At 49.7% G+C, this 18146-nt stretch carries 15 protein-coding genes and 5 tRNA genes; 19 read left to right on the top strand and 1 reads right to left on the bottom strand.

The features are described from left to right. The first annotated feature begins 111 nt into the window (after window positions 1-111). The 8 genes from FM042_RS00760 to FM042_RS00725 all read left to right on the top strand — a co-directional run bounded on the left by FM042_RS00760 (window position 112) and on the right by FM042_RS00725 (window position 4645). Window positions 112-1503 carry a class II fumarate hydratase gene (locus FM042_RS00760; protein WP_143233852.1) on the top strand — a complete coding sequence of 464 codons (1392 nt, stop codon included), beginning with the start codon at window positions 112-114 and terminating at the stop codon, window positions 1501-1503. Window positions 1504-1526: 23 nt separating this feature from the next. Next, complete coding sequence (locus FM042_RS00755; RefSeq protein WP_143233851.1) at window positions 1527-2195, top strand: SDR family oxidoreductase; 669 nt, start codon at window positions 1527-1529, stop codon at window positions 2193-2195. A 272-nt stretch (window positions 2196-2467) separates the two neighbouring features. Further along, the gene (locus tag FM042_RS00750; protein ID WP_143233850.1) at window positions 2468-3763 is read left to right on the top strand and encodes a S8 family serine peptidase; all 1296 of its coding nucleotides are present in this window, start codon (window positions 2468-2470) and stop codon (window positions 3761-3763) included. 307 nt (window positions 3764-4070) lie between these two features. Beyond that, window positions 4071-4147: transfer RNA gene (locus FM042_RS00745), tRNA-Met, on the top strand. 30 nt (window positions 4148-4177) lie between these two features. Next, a tRNA-Leu gene (locus FM042_RS00740) sits at window positions 4178-4262 on the top strand. A gap of 25 nt (window positions 4263-4287) precedes the next feature. Continuing rightward, window positions 4288-4362 (top strand) — tRNA-Gln (locus FM042_RS00735). 88 nt (window positions 4363-4450) lie between these two features. After that, window positions 4451-4525, top strand: a tRNA-Gln gene (locus tag FM042_RS00730). A 33-nt stretch (window positions 4526-4558) separates the two neighbouring features. Then, window positions 4559-4645: transfer RNA gene (locus FM042_RS00725), tRNA-Leu, on the top strand. 119 nt (window positions 4646-4764) lie between these two features. Here FM042_RS00725 and FM042_RS00720 read toward each other — a convergent pair. Then, window positions 4765-5937 (bottom strand): FAD-dependent oxidoreductase, encoded by a 1173-nt coding sequence (locus tag FM042_RS00720; RefSeq protein ID WP_185960654.1) that lies wholly within the window; start codon window positions 5935-5937, stop codon window positions 4765-4767. Window positions 5938-6043: 106 nt separating this feature from the next. Between FM042_RS00720 and FM042_RS00715 the strand changes: the two genes are divergently transcribed. From FM042_RS00715 to holA, 11 genes are all read left to right on the top strand, one after another. Further along, entirely contained in the window at window positions 6044-6940 is an 897-nt protein-coding gene (locus tag FM042_RS00715; protein ID WP_408608834.1) for a DMT family transporter, read from the top strand. 100 nt (window positions 6941-7040) lie between these two features. Next, a complete protein-coding gene (locus FM042_RS00710) occupies window positions 7041-8045 on the top strand; it encodes a hypothetical protein (RefSeq protein ID WP_143233848.1) in 1005 nt (334 codons plus the stop codon). A gap of 98 nt (window positions 8046-8143) precedes the next feature. After that, on the top strand, window positions 8144-9583 hold the full coding sequence (gene miaB, locus FM042_RS00705; protein WP_143233847.1) for a tRNA (N6-isopentenyl adenosine(37)-C2)-methylthiotransferase MiaB: 1440 nt from the start codon (window positions 8144-8146) through the stop codon (window positions 9581-9583). A 47-nt stretch (window positions 9584-9630) separates the two neighbouring features. Continuing rightward, window positions 9631-10626, top strand: coding sequence for a PhoH family protein (locus tag FM042_RS00700; RefSeq protein ID WP_143233846.1), 996 nt, complete (start codon window positions 9631-9633; stop codon window positions 10624-10626). Then, the gene (gene ybeY, locus FM042_RS00695; RefSeq protein WP_143233845.1) at window positions 10623-11168 is read left to right on the top strand and encodes an rRNA maturation RNase YbeY; all 546 of its coding nucleotides are present in this window, start codon (window positions 10623-10625) and stop codon (window positions 11166-11168) included. The genes FM042_RS00700 and ybeY overlap by 4 nt, the downstream gene beginning before the upstream one ends. Before the next feature lie 6 nt (window positions 11169-11174). Next, the gene (locus FM042_RS00690) at window positions 11175-12035 is read left to right on the top strand and encodes an HlyC/CorC family transporter (protein WP_143233844.1); all 861 of its coding nucleotides are present in this window, start codon (window positions 11175-11177) and stop codon (window positions 12033-12035) included. A gap of 19 nt (window positions 12036-12054) precedes the next feature. Beyond that, a complete protein-coding gene (gene lnt, locus FM042_RS00685) occupies window positions 12055-13587 on the top strand; it encodes an apolipoprotein N-acyltransferase (RefSeq protein ID WP_143233843.1) in 1533 nt (510 codons plus the stop codon). Between the two features lie 97 nt (window positions 13588-13684). Further along, window positions 13685-13897 (top strand): hypothetical protein, encoded by a 213-nt coding sequence (locus FM042_RS00680; protein WP_143233842.1) that lies wholly within the window; start codon window positions 13685-13687, stop codon window positions 13895-13897. Window positions 13898-13950: 53 nt separating this feature from the next. Then, the gene (gene leuS / locus FM042_RS00675; protein WP_143235548.1) at window positions 13951-16533 is read left to right on the top strand and encodes a leucine--tRNA ligase; all 2583 of its coding nucleotides are present in this window, start codon (window positions 13951-13953) and stop codon (window positions 16531-16533) included. Then, window positions 16523-17062, top strand: a complete 540-nt coding sequence (locus FM042_RS00670; protein ID WP_143233841.1) for an LPS-assembly lipoprotein LptE — start codon at window positions 16523-16525, stop codon at window positions 17060-17062. Before leuS ends, FM042_RS00670 begins: the two co-directional genes overlap by 11 nt. Before the next feature lie 7 nt (window positions 17063-17069). Beyond that, window positions 17070-18122: a DNA polymerase III subunit delta gene (gene holA, locus FM042_RS00665; RefSeq protein ID WP_143233840.1), complete on the top strand. Its 1053-nt coding sequence runs from the start codon at window positions 17070-17072 to the stop codon at window positions 18120-18122. Window positions 18123-18146: the final 24 nt, after the last annotated feature.

Genomic DNA, 18146 nt, shown 5'->3' with positions numbered 1-18146 from the left:
TCCCTCACCCGACCGCTTTCTGACGCTCAGGGGAATTGCTATAGTCATGGATACGAAGCAAATTGAAATTTTGATTACTTGTTAGCTCACATTGGCAGAAGGATGATGGTCATGTCGAATAATTTTCGCACCGAACAGGATAGTATGGGAACGGTAGACGTGCCTGAAGATGCACTCTATGGCGCGCAAACGCAACGCGCAGTCAATAACTTTCAAATGAGCCAACTCACCCTTCCCTTTGCCTTTATCCGTGCAGTAGCCCTGATTAAATACTGTGCCGCAGAAGCCAATGAAAAACTGGGGCTCATTGACCGGGCGCGTTCCGATGCCATTATGCAAGCAGCTTTGGAAGTATTCGAAGGGCGTTGGCACAACCAATTTCCCGTGGATGTTTTTCAAACCGGTTCGGGCACCAGTACCAATATGAACGTTAACGAGGTGCTTGCGACACTCGCATCCCGGTATAGCGGAAAAGACGTTCACCCCAATGATCATGTCAACCTCGGGCAAAGCAGCAACGATGTGATTCCTACCGCGATTCAGGTGAGCGCGGCCCGGCGGCTACATCGCAAATTATTCCCAGCCTTACGTCACCTTGAAAGCACCATCGAGGCTAAAGCAGCTGAACTGGGGCATGTGGTAAAAACCGGGCGCACCCATTTAATGGATGCAATGCCCCTGACATTAGCGCAAGAATTGCGCGCATGGGCGCAGCAAATTAGTGCTGCCCGTGAACGTCTTGCCGCACTCCTACCTCAATTAATGAGCTTACCTCAGGGCGGCACAGCCATTGGCACCGGCATTAATGCCCATCCCAAATTCGCCGAGGAGTTCTGCGTATCCCTCACCAAATTTACCGAAATGTCGTTTACGTCCGCACCAAACAAGTTTGTTGGAATTGCGAGTCAGGATGTGGCTGTTGGCGTCTCTGGGGCCCTTACGTCTCTAGCCACCGCACAAATGAAGATTGCCAATGATCTGCGCTGGATGAATAGCGGCCCTCTGGCAGGTCTTGGCGAAATAGCTCTGCCAGCGCTTCAACCTGGCTCTAGCATTATGCCGGGGAAAGTCAATCCGGTAATCCCTGAGGCCATTGCCATGGCCTGTGCACAAGTGCTTGGGAATCACACCACGATTTCTGTAGCGGGACAAAGCGGTAATTTTCAATTGAATGTGATGTTGCCATTGATCGCTTATAACCTACTTCAGAGTATTGAATTAATGACATCGTCGGCGCAAGCGCTTGCGGATCAGGCCATTCAGGATTTTGTTGTAAATGAAGACAAACTTGAAGAAGCCCTCGCGAAAAACCCCATACTCGTTACAGCGCTCAATCCGGTGATCGGCTACAGCAAAGCCGCAGAGATAGCGAAGAAAGCCTACCAAGAGAAGCGCCCTATTATTGATGTGGCCCGGGAAATGACGGACTTAACGGAAGATGAACTTAAAGCTCGTTTAGATCCAAAGCAACTGACCGATGGTGGATTAGCAGACGACAATTAGCAACGCACACGAAGGAGATGAGTATGCAACAACCACAGATTTTAATTACCGGCGCAAACCGCGGTATTGGCCTAGCACTTGCCAATCAGTATGCAAATGCTGGCGCTCGAGTGTATGCAGTGTGCAGAAAACGCTCAAAAGGCCTTGAGCACGAGAACATTACCGTTATCGATGGCGTTGATGTCACTACTGCTGATGCAGTAACACGCATTCGTGAGGTTCTTGATGGTCAATTATTGGATATCTTAATTAATAACGCCGGTATTTTAGGACGAGAAACCCTCTACGACGCACCTGAAGAAAGTATTCTTAAGCAATTTCAAGTGAATTCCTTAGCCCCTCTGCGATTGACTATCGGTTTGCTGGGTAATCTCAAAGAGGGCAGCAAAGTTGCTCTAATTACGAGTCGGATGGGCTCTATGTCTGATAACGGTAGTGGTGGATATTATGGCTATAGAATGTCTAAGGCTGCCCTGAATGCCGCCGGTGTGTCGTTGGCGAAAGACTTAGAAACTCAAGGCATCGCGGTGGCGCTGTTACACCCCGGATATGTCCAAACCGATATGGTTAACAACAGTGGCGATATCAGCGCTGATACCGCTGCTGAGCGCTTGCGCCAGCGTATTGAAGAGCTTAATCAGAGTAACTCCGGTACATTTTGGCATAGCAATGGTGAAACCCTCCCTTGGTAAACCATGTCTGCAATCCATAATATCAACGCACGTAAATGTCAGTTTGCGTGCGTTTTGCTATCCATAACGCGCCCCACTATCCCATCTTTACATTAAATCCCTGAATTTAGGGGATTACCCTCATTGTAACTATACCTTTGGTATGGTTTCTTATGTTTAACAATTTTTAAACAAAATTGTTTCTAGTCGACGTCGGAGCACGCGACCGCTGTACTGCACTAAAGCAGGTGATATGGATGTTTTGATAACTTCACAACAACAAGAGACTTTTTATGAAATTATCTACAATTACCCTCGCAGTAAGTTTAGCTTTTTCAGCCTCAGCAGTTTCAGCAAACGATCGCTTTATTGATGTAATCGTTAGCTTAGATGAGCATCAACCAGGCCAACACATTGAGAATCAAAATGCCGCACGCAACGTTGCTCAAGGCTTGGGGTTAAACCCTTCTCATGTATTTGGCACCGCTCTTACCGGCTTTTCAGCGCGCATTCCTGAAAATCGAATGGACGCCTTAAAATCGCATCCGCGTGTCGCTTCCGTGGATATCGATCAACCTGTGTATTTGGTGGGAGCTCCCGAGCAAGCAAATAGCGCTAACCCGAATAATCGGCCAAACTCTGGCGGTAATAACACCTTGAGTTCGCAAACTGTACCATGGGGTATTGATCGAATCGGTTCGCAAAACAATGGTAATACTGGCGCAGGCATCCGCGTTTATGTGTTAGATACAGGTATTGACCCAAATCACCGTGACCTCAATGTCGCCGGCGGCTTTGCGTCAGAAAATTGCCGCGGTCGCTGCCCTGCTCCATGGCATGATGATCATGGACACGGAACGCACGTTGCCGGTACATCTTCAGCCCTCGATAACGACGTTGATGTTGTGGGGGTTGCGCCAGATTCAGTGCTGTATGCAGTGAAAGTACTCAGCAAAAGCGGTTCCGGTAGCCGTTCTGGCGTTATTGCCGGTATTGATTGGGTCGCGCAACAAGCGATCGAGTATGGACAACCTGTTGTCGCGAACATGAGCTTAGGTGGCTCTGGTTCAAAAACTGGCACCTGTACCGACTCTGGTTTTGTTGGTAGCGATACCTATCATGAAGCATTGTGTAACGCGAAAAATGTCGGTGTAGTATTTGTGGTAGCCGCCGGCAATAGCGGTGCAGACGCTGCCGGGGCAGTTCCCGCCGCTTATGACGATGCGGTCATTACAGTGAGTGCCACCAATGCCAACGATGATTGGACAAGTTGGTCAAACTGGGGGAATAGCAGCGCCGGTTGGACTTCAAACAACTCGGCTCCGGTAGCAATTGCCGCGCCTGGCGCAAGCATCCTGTCTACCCAAACTGGTGGTGGGACGACCACAATGAGCGGTACCTCTATGGCATCGCCTCATGTTGCCGGTGCAGCAGCATTGATTCTCTCTTCAAATCCTCAACAAAATAACGGAAGTGCCTTCTTGAATGTGCGCTCAATTTTGTTGAACCAAGCAGAAGATACTTCATCGTTCTCGAACACGAGCGGCAACCCCCACGATGAAGATTTTGTTGATGCGTCTAGCTTATAAACGTTTTCAACGGAGAGTGTGCGAACTCTCATTAAGACGCGTATAAAGACGTAGGCCAGTCATTCGGCCTTCACAAGAGGGAGCCTCAACGGCTCCCTCTTTTTATGATAAGCTGCCATTCACCGGTGAAAATAAGTGGAAGTTATTCGCAGAAAAAGCCATCAAATTGTTGCAAAAACAACCAACGCAGTGTTTTTTTGTACAATCGCTCTCTCAAAGCGGCTTTTTTTCGTGAAAGGTGTTGACGGAGTCAGTCAGGATTCGCATAATACGCGCCGCTGACACGCACACAAGTATATCGGCAAACGGCTACGTAGCTCAGTTGGTTAGAGCACATCACTCATAATGATGGGGTCGCAGGTTCGAATCCCGCCGTAGCCACCATCGATATACTCAAAGCTTTTGATGCTTAATGCGGGAGTGGTGGAATTGGTAGACACGCTGGATTTAGGTTCCAGTGCCGCGAGGCGTGAGAGTTCGAGTCTCTCCTTCCGCACCATCGCATCAAAGAAGTGCACTATAGTTGGGGTATAGCCAAGTGGTAAGGCAGCGGGTTTTGATCCCGCCATTCCCAGGTTCGAATCCTGGTACCCCAGCCATTTTCTTGTTGATACGTTCAGCGCCTAGGTCCTCCCTAAGCAGCAAACCGTCATCGGCAAACTTCAGCGGCAATAAAAAGTACTCTGCTGGGGTATAGCCAAGTGGTAAGGCAGCGGGTTTTGATCCCGCCATTCCCAGGTTCGAATCCTGGTACCCCAGCCACTTTTTATTACGTCATTTCGTATTCACCGAGTTGCGGTGGTGGCGGAATTGGTAGACGCGCTAGCTTCAGGTGCTAGTGTCCGAAAGGACGTGGGGGTTCGAGTCCCCCCCTCCGCACCAACTCGTGAATCGAAATCACGCAGTAGTACGCTCCCCCGAATTCATTAGCCGACGCACCGCGTTGGGAACCCTATCCCGCATCCTTAAATTTCGACCAGCGCACCACGTTGGTTACGCTTTTATCGAGAGAGCAAACGACCGCCGGCAATACGCCCGATCCAAGCTCGCAATTGCGGTTGCATCGACAACCCGTGAAATAATCCTCGGCGCGCAGCTTGAATAAGTGGGTTCTGAGATCGAAAGCCTTTGGCGATTGCGTCGAGACCGCATCCCATCAGCATGTTCTCGCGCTGACGCGTTGCAAGGGCACCAGCAACCGCGGCAACGGCGTCCTCATCTCGACAATGTTTCAAAGCAGACGCAATTCCTTGCACGTCGCGAAATCCTAAATTCACCCCCTGACCTGCCAGTGGATGTACCGCATGGGCGGCATCGCCGATTACTCCGCCCTGAAAACGGTGTGACCAGGGCGTAAGAACTTGTTGGTGGCGCAATGGAAAACTGCCGAATCCTTGGAATTTAAAATTGCCAATATGGTGGGCGAAACGGGTTTGCATCCAAGGCATAAGTGTTTGCTCGTTGGCGCTATGAACGAGCACCTGGTCATGATTTGCGTACACAATCAAACACGCATGGTGTGTTGAAAGTGGCAGCAAGGCATGTACTTCTTGGTCCGCGAAAATCTGCCAGGTGCGAGGTGGTAACGCTTTCTCAGTTTCAACATTGACCAGTAAGCAGCGCTCGCGATAGCTAGACCCTGCGGTACCTAATCCTAAAGCCTTCCTTACCGACGATTGCGCCCCATCAGCGCCAAGTAGACCGGAGTATGGAATTTCATCACCCGCACTTGTGACCACAGCGCACGCATCGGTTTCGTTCGTATCAATGCGCGCAAACCCATCAATCTTCACGTGAACTAATGGATGTTTTTTACAACGTTCTTGCAAAAGGCGCTGGAGCAATTTGTTTTCAACCATAAAGCCGAGGGGCTCACCGCCCCGTCCGGCGAACTCCACCCATGGCCCTTGTTGTTCCCGCACGGCTAGCTCATCAAAGCGCTGAGCCCGTTGGTTCACCACCGACTCCCAGACACCAAGCGCATTTAATTGCGCTATGTTATCTGCAGTAATCGCTGAGATGCGGAGATCATAAGCACTTGTGGGGTCGAATTCTGTTTCAGGCTTTGGCTCCAGTAATACAACTGAATACCCCTGATCGGCCAAGGTCAGCGCGGCCGTAGCCCCCACCATGCCACCACCAACGATTACCCAAGGTTTCATTCGTTCTGCCACCTGATGCATCCATTGTTGTATTCGATTTTTTCTATTATGCACGAATCAAATCGTCGCTGCATTTGTCATAGATCATGATAGAATCAAAGCATCATTCTTCGGCACCGTGGAGTTGGCTCTGAACCCGTTGATCGCCGCCTCATTATTTCTGCTTTTTGCCGAACTCTGCTTCGCCGCCACAAGCGCTATGGTGAAGTACCTAGCCGCGGATATTCCTACTACGCACCTCGTATTCTTCCGTAATTTTTTTGCCCTCGTTGTACTCTTGCCTTGGTTGTACAAACGCCGTGCTACTGCCTTTCGTACAACCCAATTGAAATTACATTTGCTACGCACCGTGACGGGCATTGGCGGTATGTATTTATTTTTCTACGTCATTACCCAAGTGGCGTTAGCAAAAGCAACGCTAGTGCTGCTTATGGCTCCTTTTATCATTCCTATTATTAGTTGGTTTTGGTTTAGAGAACGGGTTGGGCCGATTTTATGGGCCGCGATTGCCCTAGGCTTTCTTGGTGTCTTAGTGTTCTTGAACCCATTTGCGGGCGGATTTCCGGCGGTAATGGCGCTCGCCTTTCTGGCTGCAGGACTGGCGGCTTGGGCAAAAACGGTGATTCGCAAACTATCTGCCACAGAGTCCCCGAGTAAAATTGTCTTTTACTTTTCATTTTTCTCCACCGTACTGACAGCAATACCTGTCCTCGTGACTTGGCAGTGGCTATCCTGGCAGTTATGGCTTGGCGTGATGCTAATGGGGGTGTTTGCGGTACTCGGGCAACTCACCATGACCCGCGCCTTTAGTATGGCATCCCCATCGCAAATCGGTGTTTTCACCTACAGTTCGGTACTATTTGCCGCGCTGATAGGTTATCTCATCTGGGGCGAAGCCTTCACTGTTCACATGTTCGTCGGTTCCGTGATTATCATTGCAGCGGGCTATATGGCGATTCGCCAGAATCGCAGCCCAGCGATTAAGATTCCGCCCTCAGGCACCACCAACCCCTAACTTTGCATTCTGAGCTTTGCTCTGTTTAACTAAAGATGTCCATCACCTGATGTACAATGACCCGCGTAGGTCTAAGTAACAGATAATTTTTGGAGTAGCTGTGATTTCTTTCCGTGATGTATTAATTGTCATATCAACGCTCGCTGTGAGCTCTCAGGCGTGGGCGTCAGTACCCGTTTTAGAGAATTATCCGCGCTGCGATTACAATGTGCTCAGCGAATTATCCGAGACAGAACAAGCCACCTGGCGTAGTCGCAGCCGTGCAGGCTATGTAGCTGAACCAAAGCGCGATGATTTTCAGCCCCTTTTTGAGCAAGCCAAAGCCGATATCCAAGCGCAGGCCGCTGCAATCAATGCTTCGGGTATTATCTTAACGCGCGTTGAACGCACTGTGCAGGAAGTGAGCGGCACGCAAACACTACGCTTGCGGGTGCAAGTGCAGGCACAATTAATCGGCGCCTGCGAGGGTTCCACCGATGAAACTCGAGAAGTGCGAGCAACCCCCTATAATGCCTATGGTGAACGGCAGCAACGAGCGACCAGCCAAACAATCGCCCGTGAAGGCGCAGAAGTTGATCTCAGTGCCTTACGCGCCCAACTTGCCGCAGAGCGCGCAGATTCCGATACATCCGCGCAAGAAGCTGCACATGCCCAATTGCTGGCCCATAGCGAACACGTAAGCCAAGACGACGTCATTGCCGCTTTGCGGGCATTAGAATTAAATACCGAGCAGGGATTTTCCGATGCTGGCGTCACCGCGTTGCAGAACCTCCCGCTGCTTAATCTGTCACAGCCCCAAGATTTTGAGCAATCATATGCGGTATCACTTTGGTTAAGCTTTACCATGAGCGGCGACCAATTGAGCCAGTTATACGTATTTCCACAACACCCCGACGCACCAGCAAACGAGTTCTCTGGGTTATTGCGCGCCCTCAACATCCCAACCACCGCCGATGGGATTGATGAGCAATTTCGCAATGTGACCTGGGGCATGGAAAGTTTCACTGTATTTTCCGACCACTTTACCCTTGAAGGTCAACTTGATACGGCTGCATCAACGGAGCCTGTCACCCAAATCAGCATTCAATTTCATCCCCGTAGATAGACCGACTCAGAACACTTCGTTTGCAAAGGTAGCAAGGGAGCGGTGAACAGGGTAAAATATCCGCCCTTAAAGCTACGCAGTAACCGAAGACGCAGAGTATGAGTAAAAAGGTCTATATCAAAACCTGGGGCTGCCAAATGAACGAGTATGACTCGGGCAAAATGGCAGATCTGTTGCATGCACACCTTGGCTATGAGCCAGCAGCAGAAGCAGAAGAGGCAGATCTCATTCTGTTGAACACCTGTTCTATTCGCGAAAAAGCGCAAGAGAAAGTGTTTCATCAGTTAGGTCGTTGGAAACAGCTGAAAAATACCAAACCGGATCTCATCATCGGTGTCGGCGGCTGTGTTGCATCTCAGGAAGGCGCCGCAATTCGCGAGCGCGCACCATTTGTCGACCTCGTCTTTGGCCCACAAACACTGCATCGCTTACCGGCCATGCTCAAAGAGCTCGGCGAAGGTAAAACCTCAGTGATTGATATTTCGTTCCCAGAGATCGAAAAATTCGACCGCTTACCGGATCCTAAAGCTGACGGCCCCACTGCGTTTGTTTCTATTATGGAAGGCTGCAGCAAATACTGTACCTTCTGTGTGGTGCCATACACCCGTGGTGAAGAAGTTAGCCGCCCGCTCGACGATGTTCTTTTCGAGATTGCTCAGCTAGCAGACCAAGGCGTACGTGAAGTAAACCTACTTGGTCAGAACGTAAATGCATATCGCGGTGATCGCCACGATGGCAGCCTCTGTACCTTTGCGGAACTACTCCATTACATTGCAGCCATTGATGGTATCGATCGGATTCGCTACACCACCTCACATCCGGTGGAGTTTACCGACGATATTATCGCCGCTTATGAAACCATTCCTGAGCTTGTGAGCCACTTGCACCTGCCGGTGCAAAGCGGCTCGGATCGCGTCCTTGCGCTCATGAAACGCGGCCACACGGCACTCGAGTACAAGTCGCAGATTCGCAAACTCCGTAAAGTGCGTCCGAATATCGCTATGTCATCTGATTTTATAATTGGTTTCCCAGGGGAAACAGATGCCGATTTCGAACAAACCATGGATTTAATTCAGGCCATCGATTTTGATTTGAGCTTTAGCTTTATCTACAGCGCTCGCCCAGGTACGCCTGCGGCCGATTTGCCCGACGATGTCCCCGAGTCTGTAAAGAAAGAGCGCCTACAATTACTGCAACAGCGCATTAACCAGCAAGCACAGCGTCATGCGCGACAAATGCTCGATACTGAACAGCGGATTTTAGTGATTGGCCCATCGCGGAAAAACCCGATGGAGTTGAGTGGTCGTACTGAAAACAACCGCGTGGTTAATTTCGAAGGCCGCCCCGATATGATTGGTAAATTCGTGGATGTAAAAATCACCGAAGCACTACCGAACTCATTACGCGGCGTAGTATTGCGTGAAGAGCATGAACTGGGTTTGCGTGTCGATACAGCACCGCAAGCCATTTTAGCCCGTAATCCTGAGCCTGCTCCGGATTCATTGGGTGTTATCCACATTAATCCGTCGGCGCAATAGCCGACACTAGGGACGACAGCCCCGCTTGATGACACAGAGAGGAACGGTTGAGTACTACGGTAGACACCATTGAATTATATCTCGAGCCGGCAGATAGCCAGCGTTTGGCAAGTTTGTGCGGACCATTTGACGACAATATTCGTCATATCGAACGACGCCTTGGCGTTGAAGTGGTGTACAAAGACAACCATTTTCGCATTATTGGTCAAGGGCCTGGCATCCGTGCGACCGAAGATATCCTCAAGAATCTCTATGTAGAAACGGCACCGGTGCGCGGGCGCATGCGTGCCGTCGAGCCAAACCAAGTCCATATGGCCATTCAGGAAAGTCGCGCTCTTGAACAAAACGACGGCCCTGACGATGACGATCCAATGACGTTGATCAAAACCAAACGCGGTCTGATCAAACCACGGAATCGGAATCAACAAGAATACGTTCGCGCCATTCTCACCAACGATATTAATTTTGGCATTGGTCCTGCGGGTACCGGTAAAACATACCTTGCCGTCGCGGCGGCCGTCGACGCCTTAGAGCGACAAGAAATTCGCCGTATCTTGTTAACTCGCCCAGCGGTTGAAGCAGGTGAGAAATTAGGCTTCTTGCCCGGTGATTTAGCGCAAAAAGTCGACCCCTATTTGCGCCCGCTCTACGATGCCTTATTTGAAATGCTTGGCTTTGAGAAAGTTGAGAAATTGCTCGAGCGCAATGTGATTGAGATCGCGCCACTGGCGTATATGCGCGGCCGCACTTTAAACGATGCCTTTATCCTGCTTGATGAGAGTCAAAATACGACTCAGGAACAAATGAAAATGTTCCTTACTCGGATCGGCTTTAACTCAAAAGCCGTGATTACTGGGGATATCACTCAAATCGACTTACCGCGTGGACAAAAATCCGGTCTACGCCAAGCGATTGAAGTACTCAATGACGTTGACGGAATTAGCTTTACCTTCTTCACCGCCAAAGATGTTGTTCGTCACCCAGTGGTTCAGCGGGTGGTGCAGGCTTATGAGGCATTTGAAGCGGAGCAAGAGCGTTCGTGAGCTTTTATATCGATATTCAACGGGAAATTGATGCGGCTGATTTGCCTAGCGATACCCAAATCGAATCTTATGTGTTGGCTGTGTTCAAGCACTTAGCCATTGAGCATGCCGAACTGACTATTCGCATTACCGATGCCGCCGAAGTACAAACCCTCAATCGTGAATATCGAGACAAAGATAAACCCACGAATGTACTCTCGTTTCCCTTTGAGGCCGATTTACCTCCTGGGATTACTCTTGATCTCCCACTGCTCGGTGATGTCATTCTCTGCGAAGAGGTCGTACGTGCTGAAGCTCGGGCGCAAAACAAAGCGTTGGCACACCATTTTGCGCATTTAGTTGTTCACGGTACCTTGCATTTGCTAGGTTATGACCATATAACCGATACTGAAGCAGACGCGATGGAAGCGCTTGAGCGTGCTATTTTAGCGGCCTTAGAAATCGCCGATCCATACGCAGTTACCATAGCGGACCACACAAACCAACAAACAACCGATGTGGATGCAACCCATAATAACGACAACGACTCGAGGAGTGAGTAAACGTCAATGAGCGATGACAAACCCCAACCCGGTTCGGGGAACTCAAGGAAAACATGGGCGCAAAAGTTGTTACAGACATTTACCGGCGAGCCCTCTAGTCGCGAAGAACTTGTTGATATGATCCAGGATGCCGAGCATCGTGATCTGATCGACCTTGATACCAAAGAAATGATCGAAGGCGTACTTGATGTCGCCGAGCTGAAAGTTCGCGACATCATGATTCCTCGCTCGCAAATGGTCACCATCGACAAAAACGCCAGTGTCGAAGCCTTCCTACCTATCGTGATTCAAACACAACACTCCCGTTATCCCGTTGTTAGCGAGAACAAAGACCACATTGAAGGCATTCTGTTGGCCAAAGATCTGATCGCCTATGGGTTCGGCCTCGTCGAGCAGCCCTTCGCCCTTGAACAGGTGATGCGGCCTGCTGTGATTGTGCCCGAGAGCAAACGCGTTGATGCTTTACTCAAGGAATTCCGCTCCAAGCGCTATCATATGGCCGTAGTTGTGGACGAATACGGTGGCGTTAGTGGCTTGGTGACCATCGAAGACATCCTTGAAGAAATTGTGGGTGAGATTGAAGATGAAACCGACGATGAGGATTCACGGGGCGATATTCGCAAAGTGAGTCATTCTAAGTTTTTGGTCAAAGCACTCACGCCCATTGAAGACTTCAATGACTACTTCAATACCGAATACTTAGATGACGAGTACGACACCATCGGGGGATTAGTGGCACATTCCTTTGGTCATTTGCCAGAAGTCGGTGAAGAAGTCACGATTGGTCAGTTACATTTTAAAGTAACTGCTGCCGATCGACGCCGCATTCAACAACTTCAGATATCCATCCCTAACGAACAAACCTAATTCGACGGAGCCCCGACTTATGTGGCAGTTTGTTCCACGCCTTCTGCAAAACCAACGGTGGCGAAGCCTTTTTAGCTTCGTGTTAGGGCTTGCATTGGTTTTTGCATACGCTCCATTCTCTCAAGCATGGCTCACTCCCCTTGTTATGGCCGCATGGCTCCTTCTGCTGGTGCGAACGCAACACTGGCGACAGGCGGCGGCAACAGGCTTTTGGTTTGGTTTAGGTTGGTTTGGTGCCGGCATTAGTTGGGTTTTTGTCAGTATTGATCAGTTCGGTGGCATGCCGCTGATCGCATCTCTGTTTATTATGCTGCTGTTGTGCGCTTATTTAGCACTGTTTCCGACCCTCGTTGCCGTTCTATGGTGGCGCTGCCGCCGCTACTTTACCGGATTAAGTCTATTTGCCATTCCGCTACTTTGGCTGCTTGCGGAGTTTCTGCGCGGTTGGCTATTCACCGGGTTTCCTTGGCTTAGTCTCGGCTACACACAAACCCTTTCCGTGCTTGGCAACTTTGCCCCCCATATTGGCGAAATCGGTATCACAGTGATGCTCTGGATTATGGCAATTAGCATCGCTTATACAGTGCTACGCCGTCGTTTACAGTGGCTTTTGGCCGTACCGGCCATGCTCGTACTTGGGGTTTTGGCCGCACAACTCAATCCCATGGAAGCAACTGGAGAACACCGGCAGGTGGCTCTGGTGCAGGGGAATGTAATTCAAGATCTGAAGTGGAACCCGGATGAACAATGGCCTAACTTTCATACCTATATCGATCTGACTGCACCCTACCTAGATCATGATTTGATTATTTGGCCAGAATCCGCGATTACGTTTATTGAGCCTTTTGCACAACGACAATTAGCCGACCTTGACGACTTTTTACGTGAACAAAACACCACCTTAATCAGTGGCATTATTGATCTGGATCGGAACACCGGCGATTTCTATAACAGTATGATTGTGCTTGGTGAGCAATCTGGTCGCCATTGGTATCATGGCAACCCGAACCGTTACCGAAAACATCAACTGCTGCCGATTGGTGAGTTTGTGCCATTTGAGTCACTTTTGCGCCCATTAGCGCCGTTGTTTAATCTGCCGATGTCCTCGTTTTCGCGCGGCGATTACATTCAAAACAACCTCAATGCGAATGGACTCTTAATTGCCGCAAATATTTGTTACGAGGTAGTGTTTAGCCGCCAAATTCGTGCCAATTTCAATGCCGACACGGGGATGTTGTTGACCATCAGTAATGATACCTGGTTCGGTGATTCCCATGGACCTCACCAGCATATGGAAATTGCACGTATGCGGGCACGTGAATTAGGCCGCCCGATGTTACGGGCGACGAATAACGGCATTACCGGCGTTTACGATGAACGTGGGCATAGCCTCACGCGCATTCCTCAGTTTGAATCTGCGGTCGCCAGTACACGTGTTCTCCTCGTCTCGGGCCAAACAGGCTATGCGCGTTGGGGTGACCTCCCAGCGTGGGCACTTACCTTATTGCTATTTGCATTGGCACGGCCACGAAAATTCCGCCGCACCACGTAGTCCAATAAGGTCGTCAATCAACGTAGTCAAAAAGCCGCAAAAACTATACACTAACGGGCTGTTATAGCCGAATCGGTTCAAATGTAAGGAAAAGACCATGAACGAGATTTTTGGTGCCATTCTATTTACGGTTTTCGTGGCCTCTGCGGGACTTGGAATTGCCAGCATTATTTGTGCGGTGATGCCATCTACCATCGATGAAAACGAGCAAGAGCGCGCACGCGATAAAATTGAATCCATTTTCTTTGGTGCGGCGGGTGTCATTATCGCTTTGGTAATGATTGTCGCCATGATCTTCAACGCAGGCTAATTGAATTTATACTCAAGCAGTATTGAACAGGTAGTATCTTGATGACCCGGAAAATCGACGAACAATATCACGCCACGGCCCTAGAGTCTGAAATTCAGGCACGCTGGGAACGTGACCAAGTGTTTACTGTGACAGAGGACTCTGACAAGGAGAAGTTTTACTGCTTGTCGATGTTCCCCTACCCCAGTGGCAAACTCCACATGGGCCACGTTCGTAATTACACGCTCAGTGATGTTGTCTCGCGCTATCAGCGCTTACAAGGCAAGAACGTACTCCATCCTATCGGGTGGGACGCCTTTGGTTTACCGGCAGAAAATGCCGCGATCCAGCACAAAACCGCACCGGCGCATTGGACTTACCAGAATATTGCGGAGATGCGTAAGCAGCTTAAAACCCTTGGATTTGGCTACGACTGGAATCGTGAAATAGCCACTTGTCATCCGGAATACTATCGTTGGGAACAATGGTTCTTCACCAAACTATTTGAAAAAGGCTTGGTTTATAAAAAGAACGCAACGGTAAATTGGGATCCTATTGACCAAACGGTACTTGCGAATGAGCAAGTCATCGATGGTCGCGGCTGGCGTTCTGGCGCCATCGTGGAACAAAAAGAAATTCCCCAATGGTTCGTACGTATTACCGCTTATGCAGAAGAGTTATTACAAGATTTAGACCAATTAGATGGCTGGCCTGATCAAGTCAAAGCCATGCAACGCAACTGGATTGGCCGCTCCGAGGGTGTTGAAATTACGTTTCATGTGAACGCCTTAGATATGGACCTGAGTGTTTATACAACGCGACCAGACACCTTCTTTGGTGTGACTTATATGGCAGTTGCAGCACAACATCCATTAGCACGCAAAGCGGCTGAAAAGCACCCCGAAGTGGCTGAGTTTGTGGAGTCGTGCAAACAGCAAAAAGTTGCTGAAGCCGATTTGGCAACCATGGAAAAACGCGGTATCGCCACGGGCTTTACGGCCACCCATCCGCTCACCGGCGAAGAAGTCCCCGTATGGGTCGCTAACTTTGTCTTGATGGATTACGGTACCGGCGCTGTGATGGCCGTACCAGCGCACGATCAGCGCGATTTTGAGTTTGCCACAACCTATAAACTGGCAATTAAACCAGTCATTCAAGGTGAGCAAAGCCACGATTACAGCACTGGCGCTATGATCGAGAAAGGAACCCTGATTAACTCCGGTGAATTTGACGGATTAAATTCCAGTGACGCCTTCGATGCGATTGCTAGCAAACTCGAAGCCATGGGCAAAGGTGTGCGTCAAGTCAATTACCGCCTGCGTGATTGGGGCGTATCGCGCCAACGGTATTGGGGTACACCTATTCCGATGTTGAATCTGGAAAATGGCGAGTCGGTTGCCGTGCCTGAACAAGAGTTACCTGTACGCTTGCCCGAAGATGTGGTGATGAATGGAGTGACCTCTCCGCTTAAATCCGATTCCCAGTGGCGCAAAACAACTTATCAAGGCCAGCCTGCAGAACATGAAACAGATACCTTCGATACTTTTATGGAATCGAGCTGGTACTACGCGCGCTATTGCTCGCCGCGCCACGATGGCGGTATGTTGGATCCGGAAAAAGCCAACTACTGGCTACCGGTAGACCAATATATTGGGGGAATTGAGCACGCAATATTGCACCTGCTGTATGCCCGCTTCTTCCATAAATTATTGCGCGATACGGGCTTAGTAAACTGTGATGAGCCATTTAAGCAACTACTTTGCCAAGGCATGGTGTTAGCGGATAGTTATTACCGTGAAGACGATAACGGAGCGAAAACCTGGTTCTCGCCAACCGACGTCGAGATCACCAAGCGGAACGAGAAAGGCGAAGTACTTGAAGCCGTATATAAGCACGATGGAAAGCCCGTGTTGCATGCCGGGATTAGCAAAATGTCGAAGTCTAAGAACAACGGCATCGATCCGCAAACCATGGTCGATCGCTACGGTGCAGACACCGTGCGCTTGTTTATGATGTTCGCTGCACCACCTGAACTTACGCTTGAGTGGTCGGATTCCGGTGTTGAAGGCGCCCATCGTTTCTTACGCCGGTTATGGAAGTTGGTGTACGACTTCCAAGACGCAGCGGGCCATTACCCTGTCGATGCCTCGGTACTGAATAGCGAGCAAAAAGCATTGCGCCGAGAAACCCATAAAACCATCGCAAAAGTCAGTGATGATATGGGCCGCCGCCAAAACTTTAACACCGCCATTGCTGCGGTTATGGAGCTATCAAACCATCTACAAAAAGCGCCATTGACGACCGATGCTGACAAAGCGCTTATGCAAGAAGCCTTAGACGCCATTATTGTGATGTTATCGCCTATTACGCCGCATATATGTGAACGTATGTGGCAAGCTCTGGGGCATACCCATGATATTAACTTTGCACCTTGGCCACAGGTTGATGAAAGTGCGCTTATCGAAGATGAAAAACTGGTGGTTCTGCAAGTGAACGGAAAAGTGCGCGCCAAAGTAACTGTTCCGGCAGGTATCGACAAGGCGTCTATGGAAGCACTAGCCCTTGAACAACCAGCAATCAAGAAATACACCGATGAAGGTACCGTGCGCAAAGTGATTTACGTGCCCGGAAAGCTGGTGAATATCGTTGTTGCCTAGCGCTCTGAAGGAACGTAGTACCACTGCGTTCCATAGCCCACCACGCACACTCGCCCAGGTGTTTGTTGGTTTGTGTATGGTACTCATGCTCACTGCCTGCGGGTTTCAGTTGCGCGGGGATTACCAAATATCCGCGCAAATTGAAGAACTTTCGCTAGACGGTCCTCGGGGCAGCGAAGTGCTTTTACGCATTCAGGACATATTTGAGCAACGAAATATTCAACTCACCGACGCTGCTGATGGTGTAACCCATGTACAAATTGGGCGCGATCGTCTCGACCGCCGTATCCTTTCCATGTTGTCTTCTGGGCAGGTTGCTGAATATGAATTGATTTATATGCTCCCTGTCACAATTACCACGCAAACTGGAGAGCAGCATCACCACGAAATTCAGATTTTGCGGGATTATCAGGATGACCCAAATTTTGCCCTCGCGAAGCACCGGGAACTCGAGCTCCTAATCAGTGAAATGCGCACTGATGCAGCCCATCGTTTACTCTTGTTGTTGAACCGACTCACTTGGGAGTAACTGGCACATGCAAGTACAGGCCCATCAATTAGACCAACATCTTCAAGACAAACTTCAGGGCGTGTATCTCGTATTCGGCGACGACCCTTTCCTGCTGAATCAAACCCTTGATCGAATTCGCAGCGCCGCAAAAGCCCAAGGTTTTGAAGAGCGCCAACGCTTTACCCAAGATCGTGATTTCGCCTGGGAGTCGCTACAAACCGCAGGGCAAACCATGTCCTTGTTTACCTCACAGCAACTCATTGAGCTTGAATTGCCGGATGCCAAACCAGGTCGCGAAGGTGGTCAGGCACTACAGGACTTCCTTGCGCAACAGAGTCCCGACCAAATTCTTTTGGTGTTCGGTCCTCGGCTTCGTAAAGATCAACAAAAAACAAAATGGTTTCAGGCCTTATCCCAAGCCGGCATGTTCGTGCCGTTGTACACACCCGATCGCAATCAGTTACCCAATTTTATCAAAGAACGCGCAGCCCATTATCAATTAGTGATCTCCGGCGCTGCGATTGAACAATTATGTGATTGGTACGAAGGTAATTTACTCGCGTTAGATCAATCCCTTATGCGACTAAGTTTAACCCATGCAGACGGCGAGATTGGTGTTGAGCAGATTCGCTTACAAAACCACGATAACAGTCGTTTTGATATATTCGCCCTACGCGATGCCGTGCTTCACCAGCATCATAAAGAATACGTGCATTGCTTGCAGCGGCTAATGGAAACCGGTACTGAGCCGACGTTAATTCTATGGACATTGCAAAAATTGCATCAGGCGTTGCTTGCAATTCAGCAAGCACAGCAGCGCCAGCAACCGTTACAGACCATTTGGAATCAAGAGCAAATTTGGTCGTCCCAGCAGCAGCTATATCTTGGCTTAGCTAAGCAACAGACACCGGAGCTCATCGGTCGCCGTCTGCATCTTTTAGAACGTTTGGAGCGCAGCATTAAGCGAGATTCAGGCGAATCGGTATTCCTGCTAGCATTACATATTGGCTTCGCGTTTCGAGCTGATACCATCGAAGCCCAACTCGCTCCATTTGCAAAAACCGTGGTCACGAACTGAGTGCAGCGTTTTCCCTTGAACTCT

It is taken from the genome of Aliidiomarina halalkaliphila, assembly GCF_007096385.1.
Lineage (GTDB): Bacteria > Pseudomonadota > Gammaproteobacteria > Enterobacterales > Alteromonadaceae > Aliidiomarina > Aliidiomarina halalkaliphila.
The sequence above is the reverse complement of the archived record's forward strand: the minus strand, read 5'-3'. Positions and strand labels throughout refer to the sequence as shown.

Bases quoted from the DNA above. Each gene is read 5' to 3' on its own strand.
- FM042_RS00760 (WP_143233852.1), top strand. From the start codon at position 112: ATGTCGAATAATTTTCGCACCGAACAGGATAGTATGGGAACGGTAGAC.
- FM042_RS00755 (WP_143233851.1), top strand. From the start codon at position 1,527: ATGCAACAACCACAGATTTTAATTACCGGCGCAAACCGCGGTATTGGC.
- FM042_RS00750 (WP_143233850.1), top strand. From the start codon at position 2,468: ATGAAATTATCTACAATTACCCTCGCAGTAAGTTTAGCTTTTTCAGCC.
- miaB (WP_143233847.1), top strand. From the start codon at position 8,144: ATGAGTAAAAAGGTCTATATCAAAACCTGGGGCTGCCAAATGAACGAG.
- FM042_RS00690 (WP_143233844.1), top strand. From the start codon at position 11,175: ATGAGCGATGACAAACCCCAACCCGGTTCGGGGAACTCAAGGAAAACA.
- lnt (WP_143233843.1), top strand. From the start codon at position 12,055: ATGTGGCAGTTTGTTCCACGCCTTCTGCAAAACCAACGGTGGCGAAGC.
- FM042_RS00680 (WP_143233842.1), top strand. From the start codon at position 13,685: ATGAACGAGATTTTTGGTGCCATTCTATTTACGGTTTTCGTGGCCTCT.
- holA (WP_143233840.1), top strand. From the start codon at position 17,070: ATGCAAGTACAGGCCCATCAATTAGACCAACATCTTCAAGACAAACTT.